This window comes from Comamonas sp. B21-038 (assembly GCF_022387135.1).
Taxonomy (GTDB): Bacteria; Pseudomonadota; Gammaproteobacteria; order Burkholderiales; family Burkholderiaceae_C; genus Comamonas; species Comamonas sediminis.
In genome coordinates this window covers 4,354,170-4,367,990 of the sequence record NZ_CP092462.1, presented here as the reverse complement: position 1 = coordinate 4,367,990, position 13,821 = coordinate 4,354,170, and the positions used below count along the sequence as shown (strand labels likewise).

Here is a 13,821-nt window from a genome sequence, read left to right as displayed (position 1 = left end):
CTGTTTAGCGCACGCCTACCGCTGCGCCTCGGAAGAGTTTGCTGTACTCACGCGGCTGGCTGCGCCAGTACTGGCGCGGTGCATCCACCTGCGCGCCCAGGCTGGCAGCCGCATGCCAGGGCCAGCGCGGGTCGTACAAAGCAGCGCGGCCAATGGCCACGGCATCCGCCTGGCCCGAGGCCACAATATGCTCGGCCTGCGCAGGCTCGGTCACCAAACCGACGGCAATCGTGGTCAGGCCCGTAGCCTGTTTGATGGCCTCGGCAAAACCCACCTGGTAGCCCGGCTGCACGGGGATCTGCTGGGCGGTCGACAGCCCGCCCGATGACACATGGATGGCGCTGCAACCCAGTGCCTTCAGCCCCTGGGCCAGCGCGATCGAGCCATCGATATCCCAGCCGCCCGGCGCCCAATCCGATGCCGAGATACGCACCCACACCGGCTTGGCCGCAGGCACGGCCGCGCGCACGGCGGCAAACACCTCCAGCGGGTAGCGCAGGCGGTTCTCCAGGCTGCCGCCGTAGGCATCGCTGCGGGTGTTGGACAGGGGCGAGAGGAACTCGTGCAGCAAATAGCCATGGGCCATGTGGATCTCGATGCCCTCGATGCCCAGCGCATCGGCCGCCTTGGCTGCTGCCACAAACGCATCCTTCACCTCTGCCAGCTCGGCAGGGCTCATCTCAGCCGGCGGCACCTCGCCCGCTGCATGGGCAATCGCCGAAGGCGCCTGCGCCACCCAGCCCCGGGGCGCATCAGGCGCAATCTGCGCAGCGCCTTCCCAAGGCAGATGGCTGGAGGCCTTGCGGCCCGCATGGGCCAGCTGAATGGCCACCGGAATCGCCGAGAGCTTGCGCAGCGACCCCATCAGCCGCCCCAGCGCCTGTTGGTTGTCATCGGAGTAGATGCCCAGGTCCTTATCGGTAATGCGCCCCACCGCCGACACCGCCGTGGCCTCCAGCACCAGCATGCCCGCGCCCGATACCGCCAGGCTGCCGTAGTGCATCAAATGCCAGTCATTGGCATTGCCCTCTTGCGCCGAGTACTGGCACATCGGCGCGATGACGATGCGGTTGGGGAGGGTGAGCTGGGAGAGCGTGAGGGGCTGGAACAGCTGCGAGGGGGTGGTGGTGCTGGCGGGGGTGAGCGACGGGTCGGTGGTTCTTTGCATGGGGGGTGTCCGGTTGGTTGTGCGCTGTGGAGGTGGATGGCCCTGTGCGTCACAGGTTGTGTACGGAGGCTGCATCGACAGATAGCTGGAACGGGGTACAGCGTATTCCTATATTTCGACCTGGGTGCTGTGGGGGATAGCTAAGGGTTGACCCGTTGGAGACATGGGCGTCGGCAAGCCGCGCGAATCCAGCCTGGTCCCCACCGCGCTAGCCAGCAAACGCCGCATGCTCTGCGCCGGCCCCCCAGCAGAAGATGCGCTAGACAAATCCATTGATGACGAGAATATCACCACGTGGTAAATTCCGGCCAAGGAGTAAGAACTGTAAGTGATATATGTTGATGATGCAGAGGTTCTGAAGCACGGTTATGCGTGGTTCCACCTCGTGGCGGATAGTGTTGACGAGCTGCATGAATTCGCGGCCAGCATCCGTCTTCCCGCGCGCGCCTTCCATCGCGGTGCGCGCCACCCTCACTACGATGTCACTGCTAGCCAACGTCGGTACGCGCTTCAACACGGTGCCATAGCAATCTCCGCTAGGGACGCAGTGCGAATAGGTCTGCAAACAACCTTGCCGGCTTGCGTCATCGCAACCGAGCCGACTCAGTTCAGTCTGTTCGCTTGACCTAGTGAGTACGACATGTACCTTGCAGCCGACTCCCTCGACGATTTGCTATTCAAGGTATACAAACAAATTCTCGCCCGTGGCACCGCGATAAAACCGTCTAAGGGCGAGGCTCGTGAAACCAGCGGCATGCTGCTGAAGCTTTCGGCGCCACGGGTCCGCCTCAGCCGATCGGAATCGCGGGGCCTGCTCTTCAGCTGCCTCGGCGAACTGCTTTGGATACTTGCGGGCAGCAATCGACTGGACTTTATCCAGCACTACATCCCCAGCTACGACGAGTTTTCTGACGATAAGCAGACCATTTATGGTGCCTACGGGCCACGCCTGTTCGGAAAGACACCAAATGACCAAATCCCTCGCGTTATCAAGTTGCTGAAGGAGAAACGAGACTCCCGTCAAGCAGTCTTGCAGTTGTTTGACCGCGCCGATACGCTTGAACACCATAAGGATGTACCGTGCACCTGTACGCTTCAATTCCTAGTGCGTGACAATCGGCTGCACCTCTTGACGTCAATGCGTTCCAACGACGCTTGGCTCGGCCTGCCACACGATGTCTTCACATTCACCATGATTCAGGAGCTTATTGCCCGGTCCGTGGGCATTGAGCTGGGCGAGTACAAGCACTCTGTTGGCAGCTTGCATCTCTACGATAAGCATCACGACAAAGCACTCCGGTTTTTAAGCGAGGGCTGGCAGACGCGTCGCCCAATGCCGCCAATGCCCAAGGGCGATCCGTGGAAATCCGTAGAAAGCCTCGTCAATTTCGAGAAAACGGTGCGGGCTGGGCTAGGCGCCATTCCGACGCCTCCTGAGACGATGGATCCATATTGGGAAGATTTGGCCACCCTGCTTTCAATCCACAAGGCTGCTCGCGTTCCAAACAACCAACCGGAAATACGGCGTCTGAAGAAGCGGATTCACGATGACGTGTACTCAACGTACATTAAGAGGCACGGAAAACTTGTCTCCGACAAGGATCAGCTGTCGATCTTCGATGATCAGGCCACCTCAACCAAGGAAGTGAGATGAAAGGCACCGAGAAGAACGAGCGCCGAGAGACCCTCGAAACGCAGCTATTGGAGTTCCACAGAGAACGGATGCCGCTCACCGGCATCGTCCCAGTGGAGAACCTACTAGCCTTCGTAGGTCAACTCATTGACAGTCTACAGCGCGTGGAGTACGTGCATAAGGTAAAAGCCCGGCCCATTAGCCCCCTGCGTGCCGACCCCAAAAGTGACCTGTTTGACCCAATAAAGGCAGCAATGCTTAAGGTGTCGAACGGGGACCGGGAAGAGGCATTTTGGCTAGTATTCCTCGCCACTCATTGCGGCCGGAACCTGCGCACCGAATGGCTGCTTTCACGCGAGCTATACGGCGCCCACGAGGACTCGCCTTGGACCTGGCAGCGAGTCGGCAGGGACCCAGTAGCTTATGGAGAATGGCTTGAGGACAACCGGGCTGACTTCAAGGGTAAGTTTGGCAATCACCGCAAGTACGAATCCCTCAAGCAAGGCGCTCGCGGCACTAATGTCGTAATCAGGACCTATGTCGAATGGATCCAAGCAAACGGCTCACACGACCAGATGATCGCAAACACTCTTGCGCAGGTAAATAGCCACCCCAGAAAGGCATTCGCGCTGTTGTATGACTCTATGGAGGTGGTCAAAAGCTTCGGCCGCACTGGGCGGTTCGACTACCTCACAATGCTCGGCAAGATTGGCCTCGCCCCGATTGATGCCAACTCGACGTACATGAATGCGGCCACTGGTCCAAAGAAAGGGGCACGCTTGCTATTCGACGGACAATTCGACTCTCGTACCACTCCTAAGACGCTTGAAGCGCGCGTTGCCGCCTTAGAGGAGCACTTGGGCGTCGGCATGCAGGTCATGGAAGACGCCATGTGCAACTGGCAGAAGAGTCCCGGAAGGTACCTACCTTTCCGCGGGTAGGGTCAGCCCCAGGTGTACCGTTTCTTCAGAAAATTGAGCTTTTCCCGAGGCACCAAGCCTCGGTGTTGAAGTTGCCCGACCACGATTCCCGGCGACACTGAGAGATCTCGCGCAAACCTCATGACAGCCTTGTAATCATGAGGAAGCGCACGGAGTTCAGCCTCTTGCGCTGGCGGAATCAAAGCTTTCCCAGCGAAGTCATTGGCTTCCCGCTCTTCCTTCTCGTCTAGATGCTGCTTCTCCGACCATTCAAGGAATAGGCGATCCTCGTGTAGAACGAGGTGCCCAGCTTCATGGAAGAAGGTAAACCAGAAGCTGTCGTCGCGCAGGTACCGAGCGCTGAGTTGTAGGATGGCTTGACCATTCTTGACTCGTGTTGCGCCGCTTGCCGGGCAGCCTTTAGGAGCTCGGACAACGACAACGGCTACCCCACACTCAGCGCACCTACGCTGAAGCTGAGGCATGAACTCCGCGGGCTTCTCCACCCGCGTCAGCGACTTCAACTCTGGCAGGATTCGTTCAAAGTTTGTGCGGGACCATTGCGCGGTACTGATGCCGCTCGCAATGTGCTCACCCTGTCGAAGCCAAGCAGCCGCAGACGCGCCTTGCATCGCGAAGACTGGCGAGGTCCTATACGCCGTCAAGCCGGCGTGCTCAGAAAGCCACGCATCTCGCCACTCGTCAACGCTCGACACCCCGAAAAAGGTGAAGGCTTGTTGGAGTTTTCCTGCGACAGAGTTTGCGGCATCCAACCATCCAAACTTCGCCATGTCCGCGAATGGGAGGCTAGATACCCACGCACGGCCATCATCTTGAATCGCTTGCAACGCATCGCGGTACTGCGCCTCACGCGTAAGCCAGAAGCGAGCCGTAGCGCCGACACAGGCCGAAAGTTTCTCAGCTCGTGCTTCGGTGATAGGTAAATCGCCATTGAGCATGCGGGCGAGGGTGGGTTCCGCAACGCCGAGGGCATTAGCGACAACCGCTTGTGTCAGTCCCTTCCGCTGAGCGAGATCTCTAACAGTGTCGCCTGGAGGTGACGCCCATGTAGGGTAAAATTCAGCGAAGACATTCACTTGCCGCCTCCGATGCGAGCGACTTTGAGTCTAGAAACTTGGGCCCAATCAATCGTTTCACCATTCATCGGCGCGCTTTGCTGATTGACGTTGCAAAACAGGCTTAGTTCGCCGTCTAGCTGGAACCTTAGCACTCCGTGTTCCTGCGTGCAATACTCAATTACCAATCCCATATCAAACAGTTCGGCGACGGTTTCGGCCGCCTGCATATCGGCCAGCACCCGTTGTAGCGCCTTACTTCCTAGCTCGCCAAGCTCCCGCTTCGCCCTCGTCTGGCTTTCGCAGGTGGCACGCAACTCCCTCGTCTGAAACGCAATTTCAAGCGGCATATAGCCAAGATTGTCAGTGAAGTCCTGCACGGAAACTAAATACTTACCTGTTTTGGATAAAAATATATTGAAGAATCGGATCGTGTAACTAATTTCGAGCACGTGGCAAACAGAAAAATCATACGTGGTCGGCGACGTGCTCCTCGTCTGAGTGTGGGTCGCAGTGCATTGGGTTGCCGTCAGCTTAAACATCGAGGTTGACTTCCCCAGAGGTCAACAGGGAGAGGCTGGTGAATCACCGCGTATTTAGGAGAGACTCACGCAACTGGTGATCTCTCAGGGAGATCGTCTGCTCTGGATGAAAGCAGCCGCTCGTTGCATTACGAACGTAAGGCCGCTTACAGCCTTTGCGGAACTAGATATCAAGCACCAAAACATAGCTGAACCAACCGGCGTAATGCACGCCCATATCGAACCATAGAATCCTGCACATCCTCCAGCAACAGCTCCGCCCCCATGCCCACTGCCCTCCTCCTAATAGACATCCAACAATCCCTCTGCACCGGCCCCAACGCCGCCTGGGATTGCCCCGCCCTGATCGCCCGCATCAACCAGGTCACCGCCGCCGCACGCCAGGCCAACACCCCCATCATCTGGGTGCGCCATGCCGAGCCTGGCCTGGAGGCAGGCACGCCCGGATGGCAGCTGGCCGATGGCCTGCAGGTGGAGAGCAGCGACCTGACCCTGGACAAAACCACCGGCGATGCGTTCTGGAAAACCGACCTATTGCCCATGCTGCAAAACCTGGGCGTGCAGGAGCTGGTGATTGGCGGCATGCACACGGAGTACTGCGTGGATGTGACCACGCGCGCGGCGCTGCGCCATGGCTACCCGGTGGTGCTGCTGGAGGATGCGCACACCACTTGCGGCAATGCCGCCGTCACGCCGCAGCAGGTGATTGCGCACCACAACATCACCCTCAGCAGCACCAGCAGCTTTGGCCCGCGTGCGCGGCTGCAGACGGCGCAGCAGTGGGCGGATTCGGTCGGCCGGGCTTGAGAAAACCCGGCTTGGCTGGGGTTGGCGCAAGCCGCTAGGGACGCGTTCTCGCTCCCAAAGTGGAAGCAGCCCAGCGCAGTGCACGCTGGCGCTGCACCTAGGTCGTTCAGGCTTGGCCCCTGTCAAGCGCGCAGATCACATATGCATCTGCGCATTCCTCAGTTGGAGTAGCTGCTTGCAACATGCACAGTGCAAGCAGGCCCTGCCGTGATGGCAGCCTTTTCTCCCATGACCTGAAGGACGACACAGCATGACTATCCGCACAGCAGCGCCTTGGCGCGTTTTGATTGCCGGTACCGCAGCGGCAGCCGTTTGGGGCGCAAGCCCTGCCTTTGCCAACACGCCGCAGGCGGTGCCTGCGGGCGCGCTGGTCAGTACTGAATGGCTGGCGGCCAACCTGCAACGGCCTGATGTGCGGGTGATCGAGGTCAGCGTGAACCCGGGGCTGTATGAGCGGGCGCATATTCCGGGCGCGGTCAACTTCTCCTGGCACAACGACCTCAATGACAAGGTGCGCCGCGACATTGTCAGCAAGGAGGCGTTTGAGCAATTGCTGTCCAAGGGAGGGGTGAGCGACAACACGACCGTGGTGCTGTACGGCGACACCAACAACTGGTTTGCGGCCTGGGGCGCCTGGGTGTTTGATGTGTATGGCGTCAAGAACGTGAAGCTGCTCGATGGCGGCCGCAAGAAGTGGGAGGCCGAGAACCGTGCGCTGAACAACCGCGCGCCGGACTACGCCGCTACCACCTACCGCGTGGGCCAGGTCAACACCGATTTGCGGGCCCGCCTGGGTGATGCGCTGGCGGCGGTGGAGGGCAAGGGCGCCACGCAGCTGGTGGATATCCGCTCGGCCGATGAATACCAGGGCAAGGTGTTTGCGCCTGCCGGTGTGCCGGAGCTGTCGATCCGCGCCGGCCATATCCCTGGCGCGGTGAATGTGCCTTGGGGCAAGGCGGTCAATGAGGACGGCACCTTCAAATCGCGGGCTGATCTGCAAAAGCTCTATGCCGATGCCGGCATCGACGGCAGCAAGCCCATCATCACCTACTGCCGCATTGGCGAGCGCAGCAGCCACACCTGGTTTGCGCTCAGCAAGATCCTGGGCTACCAGGTGAAGAACTATGACGGCTCCTGGACCGAATACGGCAACAGCGTTGGCGTGCCGATCAACAACCCGGCCGGCACGATCTGGGCTGCGAAATAAGCATGGTTTGAATGTCTCCGCATGGGCTCGGTCCTGTGTTCAATGCCCGCCCAGCGCGGGCATTTTTTTGGATGGAATGCCATGACTGATTCCAGCGTGGGTTTGGGGGGGGCGGACAGCGCTGCCGGGCAGCGCGCGGCCGGGGACATCAGCGCCTATTGGCAGCCGGTGGCAGCGGCCGTGCTGCTGCTGGCGCTGTGGCCATTGCAGCAGGCCTTGTTGCAGCGCGATGGCGGGCGCACCCTGGTGTTTGCGCTGGCGATTGGGCTGGCGCTGGGCGTGGTGCTGCAGCGCTCGCGCTTTTGCTTTTACTGCCATGCGCGTGATTGGCTGCAACGGGATGACCCGCGCGGTATCTTGGCAATCATCCTGGCGCTGGCCGTGGGGCTGGTGGGCATGACGGTGGTGCAGAGCAGCTGGGTGCCCAACCCCCAGGCGGGGCAACTGCCGCCCGATATGCACATTGGCCCGGTCAGCTGGGTGCTGGTGCTGGCGGGCCTGGCCTTTGGGGCGGGCATGCTGGTGTCGGGCTCCTGCATCAGCGCGCACTGGTACCGGCTGGCCGAGGGGTCGGCTGCATCGCCATTTGCGCTGCTGGGTACCGCGCTGGGCTTTGCGTTGGGTTTTCAGACCTGGAACCCGCTCTACAGCCTGGCGGTGGCCGATGCGCCCGTTGTCTGGCTGCCGCAGCACCTGGGCTATGGCGGCGCCTTGCTGCTGCAGCTGGGCGTGCTGGCGGCCTGGGCGGCCTGGGTGTGGCAGCGCCATGTGCAGCAGCGCCGGCGCAGCCTGCCACTGCCTACTGCGCCCATAGATCCCGCAAGGGCGGCGCCGCGCAGCTTGCCCGCACTGTGGCGCAGCCTGTGGCAAGGGCGTTGGAACTATGCCCTGGGCGGCCTGCTGGTGGGGCTGATCGCCACCGCCGCCATCGTGCGCATGCGGCCGCTGGGCGTGACGGCCCTGATCGGCAGCCAAGTGCGCGGCGCGCTGCAAGGCCAGGGCTGGGTGCCTGAGCGGCTCAATGGCCTGGATGGCTTTGCCGGCTGCGCCACCTTGCCCGCTGCGACCTGGGCCACGCCCAATGCGCTGGTGCTGCTGGGTTTGCTGGCCGGCGCGTTTATCGCCGCCTTTGCCAGCCGCCAGTTCCGCCCGCGCCTGCCCACCGGGCGGGATGCCGGCCGGGGTTTGCTCGGCGGGGTGCTGCTGGGCTGGGGCGCGATGACCGGTATTGGCTGCACCGTCGGCACCTTGCTGTCCGGCGGCATGGCCGGTGCGCTGAGCGGCTGGGTGTTTGGCGCGGCCATGCTGCTGGTGCTGTGGCTGGGGTTCCGGTGGCAGACCTGGTGGGCCAGCCGGGCTTGAGCAGGCTGGATGGCAGTGCGAGCGCAGTGTGGCTGATTGGCGATGGTTGTCCGAAGTTAAGAATTGGGCGCAGCATTGAGCCACTGCGCCAGTCGGCTGTCATACCGGCGGCGCAGATTTGGCGCTATGCTTTCCACTCGCTTGCCACACCCACGGGATAGACCATGCTTTTAGGCCTTGCCGCCAACCGTTTGCACCACCAGAACGAGGATGCCGCGCTGTTCAGCTTCTTGCGCGCCTGCGAGCAGGGCATTCGGGAGCTGAACATCGGGTTCCATGCGGTGGGCCGCACCTATGACGCGATTGCAGCGGCAGAAATGCTCAAGGGCCACAAGGGCCTGGTGCGCTACCCCTATGGCCGCGAAGGCGGGCTGATGAAGCTGGTGGCCGAGGTGGTGGGCATGCCGGGCGACAACCGCGTGCTCGACGGCGCCATCTACCTGATCGACCCGGTGGACCCGTCGTCGATCTTCCCCGAGGCGCTGGCCTTGAAGCGCCAGTGCGTGATCCACGGCAAGCCCTTTATCTCGACGGCAGCCAGCGCGCGCGACTGGGTGGAGATGGAACGCATCCACGCCGGGCTGGCGCCCGACCGCCATGCCGACCGCCTGCACGACTATGGCAACCAGACCCTGGCGCTGATCGCCCACGATGCGATGAAGCCGGCGATGCTGGACTTTTGCGAGCGCAATTTTGCGCTGCTCTCGCGCTACCGCCGCCGCGTGGGCACCGGCACCACCGGCCAAAAGCTCAATGAGCTGGCCTGGAGCAAAGGCTGGCCGGCTGACAAGCCTTGGGTGGATCGTTTCAACAGCGGCCCATTGGGGGGAGATGCGCAAATCGCCGACCTGGTGCTGGAGCGCCGCTGCCAGCGCGCGATCTTCTTTGAAGACCCGCATGTGGCACGCCAGCATGAGGCCGATATCCAGCTGCTGGAGCGGGCGGTGACGACCGTCACCCAGGAGGTGGTGTGCATGACCTCGCCAGCGGTGGCCCAGCGCTGGTGCGATGCGGCGGCCAAACGGTAAGTTCAAGCGCGTCAGTCATCAGCCAGCCTGCACCTCGTTCGCGACCTCGATCAGGTTCTCATCGGGGTCGTAGAAATACAGCGACTGCAGCGTGGCCTGCGCACCGGTGGCCCGCACCGGCCCCTGCACGATGGCGACCTGCTCGCGCTGCAGATGGGCGATCACCTCGGCCAGCGGCATGCGGGTCAGAAAGCAGACATCGGCAGAGCCTGGCGTTGCATGTTTCACGTTCGGGTCCACCACGTGGCCCAGCTCGTGCAGGTTGATCTTTTGCCGGCCAAAATGCAGCGCATAACGGCCGGGCTTGAACTCTCGGGCCTCCATGCCCAGCACCCGCTCGTAAAAAGCGATGCTGCGCGGGATGCTCTGCACGGTGAGCACCAGGTGGTCGAGGGCATCGACCAGTGGGGTGGTAGGCATGGGGCTTGCTCCAAAGATGGACTCCAGCGCGCAGTATGCGCCCCAACGGCGCCTTTGCCCACCGTGGCCCGGGGGGGCGCGCTTCGGCCGGTGTGGCCCTTGTCAAAAGCCGCAGCACCCATGGCGTCTGCGGCTTCTGTATCTGGGCCTGGCTGGCGTGCCTGCCCTTCGCTCAGGCCTGCTGCGGCTCCAGCGTCTTGGTGTAGAGCGCGGCGCCGTTCAGGTCCTTGAGGACCACGGTCAGCGCGCGGCTCTGGTGGTGGATGTCGAGCTGGCCAAAGAACTGGTAGCCCTCGCTGGGGGCGGAGTTGGCCTTCGGCGGCGCCTTGTGGAAGACAACATCCAGACCAAAGGTCTGGTCCGCCTCGTTGGGCCCGAAGCCACCGGCATTGAGGGGGCCGGAGACGAATTCCCAGAACGGCGCAAAGTCTTTGAACTGCGCGCGCTCGGGGCTGTAGTGGTGGGCGGCGGTGTAGTGCACGTCGGCGGTGAGCCAGACGACGTTGCGGATGCCCGCATCCTTGATGCCCTTCAACAGCCGCGCCATCTCCAGCTCGCGCCCCTTGGGCACGCCGTGCTCACCGTTGGCAATGGCTTCCCACTGGTCGCGGCCTTCGGCGTCCTTGCCGTCGGGCACGAACAGGCCGATCGGCATGTCGGCGGCAATCAGCTTCCAGGTGGCAGTGCTGGCCTTGAGCCCGGCGAGCAGCCAGTCCAGCTGGGGGCGGCCGAGGAAGTCGGTATCGGTGCTTTCCACCGCCTGCAGGTTGTGGCTGTTGGGGCCCCGGTAGCTGCGCATGTCCAGCACAAAGATATCGGCCAGCGGGCCCTGCGGCAGGTGGCGGTAGACGCGCTGCTGCTCGGCCGCGCCAAAGGGGCGCATCGGTGCGTATTCCATAAACGCGCGGCGGCCCCGGGCGGTGAGCAGCTGCACATTCTTTTCGGAATAGCGCTTGTCGTTGGCCACGCTCTTGCTGTCCGAGTAGTTGTTGGTGACCTCATGGTCATCCCACTGCCAGATCTGCGCGACCTCGCTGCCCAGCGCGCGCACGTTCTGGTCCATCAGGTTGTAGCGGTAGCGGCCCCGGTACTCGTCGAGCGTTTCGGCCACCTTGGCAACCTGGGGCGTGACCAAGTTCTTCCAGGTGCTGCCATCGGGCAGCGCGATGGTCTCGGGGATGGGGCCGTCGGCGTAGATGGTGTCGCCGCTGTGCAGAAAGACATCGGGGTTGGTCTTGCGCATCTCGTCATAGATACGCATGCCGCCGATGCCCTCGTTGATGCCGTAGCCCTGGCCGGCGGTGTCGCCGCTCCACACCAGGCGGAAAGGGCGGGTGGCTGGGCCCTGGCTGGCCAGCGGGGTGCGGAAATGCCCCAGCACTGCCGGGCTGCGGGTGTTGCTGCTGGCCAGGTCATCGAGCACCACGCGGTAGAAGATGTCCTGCCCGGCGGGCAGGCCCTGCAGCTCGACACGGCCAGTGCCATCGGTATCGGGCAGCAGGTCGGGGCCGCGCACCAGCGTGCTTTGGGCGAAGTGGCTGGTGGTGGACCATTCCACCCGCATGCGCGCCTCGCGGCTGGCCCGGGCCCAGACGATGGCACTGTGGGCCAGCACATCGCCGCTTTGCAGGCCCGACAGCAGCAGGGGCCGCGCCGCATCCTGCGTGATGGCCGCAGGCGCCGTTTGCGCGCGCAGGATGCCGGGCAGCAGACCGGTGCCGGCGATGGCGGTGGAAGAGAGCAGAAAGCGGCGGCGCGCAGTGGGATCGTGGGAGGTCATGGCGGTGGTAGCAATGGCAGAAAAACCGCCACGATAGCCGGGCTGTGTGACGCCGGGATGAAGCGTGAAACAGCGTGTAAACAGGCTCTGTGTCTGCATTCGAAGCTATCTATTCAGTAGCGTTTTTCAGACAGAAGGGCTCCGCATAGGGGGCGGGAGGAGCGGCGCGTCTTGCGCGGATGCGTCACCGGCTTTACTTGCTAAATTCCGCAAGTGAGCTTTGATATGTCAATATTTGAATAAGAAAAGAACCGGCCCACAATCGCCTATCAACACTGGAAAAATGGAACGCGGCCGTTCCAAGGAGAAAACCATGAGCTTTGTGCAGATCGACGACCAAAACGCAGGCACCACGCTGCGCACCGATGCAGCCTGGCTGGACGCGCACTGGATGCCCTTCACCGGCAACCGCAACTTCAAGGCGCAGCCCCGCATGATCGTCAGCGGCCAGGGCGCCTACTACACCGATGCCGATGGCCGCAAGATTTTTGACGGCCTCTCGGGCCTGTGGTGCTCGGGCATTGGCCATGGCCGCAAGGAAGTGGCCGAGGCGATTGGCAAGGCGGCGTTGCAGCTCGATTACGCACCGGCTTTTCAGTTTGGCCACCCTGCCTCGTTTGCGCTGGCCAACAAGATCAAGGAACACACGCCCGCAGGTCTGGACCATGTGTTCTTCACCGGCTCGGGCTCCGAAGCGGCCGACACCTCGCTGAAGATGGTGCGCGCCTACTGGCGCCTCAAGGGCCAGGCCGGCAAGACGGTGCTGGTGGGCCGCGAGAAGGGCTACCACGGCGTGAACTACGGCGGCATCTCGGTGGGCGGCATTGCCGGCAACCGCAAGATGTTTGGCCAGGGCATTGTGGCCGACCACCTGCCGCACACCCAGCCACCGGCCGGCACCTTCCAGAAGGGCATGTCCGATGAAGGCGGCCGCGCGCTGGCCGATAAGCTGCTCGATGTGATCGCGCTGCACGACGCCAGCAACATCGCCGCAGTGATCGTCGAGCCGTTCTCGGGCTCGGCCGGTGTGGTGATCCCGCCCAAGGGTTACCTGGAACGCATCCGCGAAATCTGCACGCAAAACGGCATTCTGCTGATTTTTGATGAGGTCATCACCGGCTTTGGCCGCTGCGGTGCCTGGACCGGTGCCGAAGCCTTTGGCGTGGTGCCCGACATCATGAACTTTGCCAAGCAGGTGACCAATGGCGCCCAGCCGCTCGGCGGCTGCGTGGTGACGAAAGAGATCTACGACACCTTCATGGCCGCAGGCGGCCCCGAGTACATGCTGGAGTTTGCCCATGGCTACACCTACTCGGCCCACCCCGTCGCTTGCGCGGCAGGCCTGGCGGTGATGGACATTCTGGAGAAGGAAGACATGCCCGGCCGCGTGAAGGCGCTGGCACCTTACTTTGAAAACGCCGTGCACAGCCTCAAGGGCGCCAAGCATGTGGCCGACATCCGCAACTACGGTCTGGCCGCAGGCTTCACCATTGCCGCGCTGCCCGGCGAGCCCGCCAAGCGCCCTTATGAGATCGCGATGAAGTGCTGGGAAAAAGGCTTCTACGTGCGCTATGGTGGCGACACCATCCAGCTGGCGCCGCCCTTCATCAGCGAGAAGGCCGAGATCGACCGCCTGATCAACGCGCTGGGTGACGCGCTGGCTGAGACCAACTGACACCCGTAAGAGCTATTTGCTATCTGGCGTCATATGGGGCCCTTTGCAGAACCCTCGCCCAATGGGATGGACGCGGATCGGGGATGAGACGCAAGGCGTCTTTCGCAGTCAATAGCGAGCTATTGACAAGGAAGACAACGCAGCGGATCGCCCGAGTCCGTGTTCAGACCAAGGCAGGGAGTTTTGCAAAGGGCCCCTCGTGG

13 protein-coding genes are annotated in these 13,821 nt (G+C 62.4%); 8 read left to right on the top strand and 5 right to left on the bottom strand.

Going from position 1 to position 13,821, the window contains the following annotated elements:
* Positions 1-4: 4 nt before the first annotated feature.
* Positions 5-1,168 (bottom strand): NADH:flavin oxidoreductase/NADH oxidase, encoded by a 1,164-nt coding sequence (locus tag MJ205_RS19825; RefSeq protein ID WP_239810026.1) that lies wholly within the window; start codon positions 1,166-1,168, stop codon positions 5-7.
* A 328-nt stretch (positions 1,169-1,496) separates the two neighbouring features.
* Between MJ205_RS19825 and MJ205_RS19820 the strand changes: the two genes are divergently transcribed.
* The 3 genes from MJ205_RS19820 to MJ205_RS19810 are packed head-to-tail and all read left to right on the top strand — an operon-like array spanning position 1,497 to position 3,742.
* Entirely contained in the window at positions 1,497-1,793 is a 297-nt protein-coding gene (locus MJ205_RS19820; protein WP_256460944.1) for a DUF4031 domain-containing protein, read from the top strand.
* A 15-nt stretch (positions 1,794-1,808) separates the two neighbouring features.
* Positions 1,809-2,822: a thymidylate synthase gene (locus MJ205_RS19815; protein ID WP_239810025.1), complete on the top strand. Its 1,014-nt coding sequence runs from the start codon at positions 1,809-1,811 to the stop codon at positions 2,820-2,822.
* Positions 2,819-3,742: an alpha-glutamyl/putrescinyl thymine pyrophosphorylase clade 3 protein gene (locus MJ205_RS19810; protein WP_239810024.1), complete on the top strand. Its 924-nt coding sequence runs from the start codon at positions 2,819-2,821 to the stop codon at positions 3,740-3,742. The genes MJ205_RS19815 and MJ205_RS19810 overlap by 4 nt, the downstream gene beginning before the upstream one ends.
* A 2-nt stretch (positions 3,743-3,744) precedes the next feature.
* On the opposite strand, the gene MJ205_RS19805 is transcribed toward MJ205_RS19810, so the two are convergent.
* Together MJ205_RS19805 and MJ205_RS19800 are read right to left on the bottom strand one after the other, a co-directional pair.
* Positions 3,745-4,818 (bottom strand): ImmA/IrrE family metallo-endopeptidase, encoded by a 1,074-nt coding sequence (locus MJ205_RS19805; protein WP_239810023.1) that lies wholly within the window; start codon positions 4,816-4,818, stop codon positions 3,745-3,747.
* Complete coding sequence (locus MJ205_RS19800; RefSeq protein WP_239810022.1) at positions 4,815-5,339, bottom strand: hypothetical protein; 525 nt, start codon at positions 5,337-5,339, stop codon at positions 4,815-4,817. Before MJ205_RS19800 ends, MJ205_RS19805 begins: the two co-directional genes overlap by 4 nt.
* 264 nt (positions 5,340-5,603) lie before the next feature.
* Between MJ205_RS19800 and MJ205_RS19795 the strand changes: the two genes are divergently transcribed.
* The 4 genes from MJ205_RS19795 to MJ205_RS19780 all read left to right on the top strand — a co-directional run bounded on the left by MJ205_RS19795 (position 5,604) and on the right by MJ205_RS19780 (position 9,743).
* Positions 5,604-6,146 (top strand): cysteine hydrolase family protein, encoded by a 543-nt coding sequence (locus MJ205_RS19795; protein WP_239810021.1) that lies wholly within the window; start codon positions 5,604-5,606, stop codon positions 6,144-6,146.
* A 250-nt stretch (positions 6,147-6,396) separates the two neighbouring features.
* A complete protein-coding gene (locus MJ205_RS19790) occupies positions 6,397-7,353 on the top strand; it encodes a sulfurtransferase (protein ID WP_239810020.1) in 957 nt (318 codons plus the stop codon).
* An 81-nt stretch (positions 7,354-7,434) separates the two neighbouring features.
* On the top strand, positions 7,435-8,715 hold the full coding sequence (locus MJ205_RS19785) for a YeeE/YedE family protein (protein ID WP_239810019.1): 1,281 nt from the start codon (positions 7,435-7,437) through the stop codon (positions 8,713-8,715).
* Between the two features lie 164 nt (positions 8,716-8,879).
* Positions 8,880-9,743 (top strand): methylglyoxal synthase, encoded by an 864-nt coding sequence (locus MJ205_RS19780; protein WP_239810018.1) that lies wholly within the window; start codon positions 8,880-8,882, stop codon positions 9,741-9,743.
* Between the two features lie 18 nt (positions 9,744-9,761).
* Here MJ205_RS19780 and MJ205_RS19775 read toward each other — a convergent pair whose 3' ends face one another.
* Together MJ205_RS19775 and MJ205_RS19770 are read right to left on the bottom strand one after the other, a co-directional pair.
* On the bottom strand, positions 9,762-10,163 hold the full coding sequence (locus MJ205_RS19775) for a VOC family protein (protein WP_239810017.1): 402 nt from the start codon (positions 10,161-10,163) through the stop codon (positions 9,762-9,764).
* 172 nt (positions 10,164-10,335) lie between these two features.
* Complete coding sequence (locus MJ205_RS19770) at positions 10,336-11,943, bottom strand: alkaline phosphatase D family protein (RefSeq protein WP_239810016.1); 1,608 nt, start codon at positions 11,941-11,943, stop codon at positions 10,336-10,338.
* 313 nt (positions 11,944-12,256) lie between these two features.
* Between MJ205_RS19770 and MJ205_RS19765 the strand changes: the two genes are divergently transcribed.
* Positions 12,257-13,618 carry an aspartate aminotransferase family protein gene (locus MJ205_RS19765; RefSeq protein WP_239810015.1) on the top strand — a complete coding sequence of 454 codons (1,362 nt, stop codon included), beginning with the start codon at positions 12,257-12,259 and terminating at the stop codon, positions 13,616-13,618.
* Positions 13,619-13,821 lie beyond the last annotated feature (203 nt).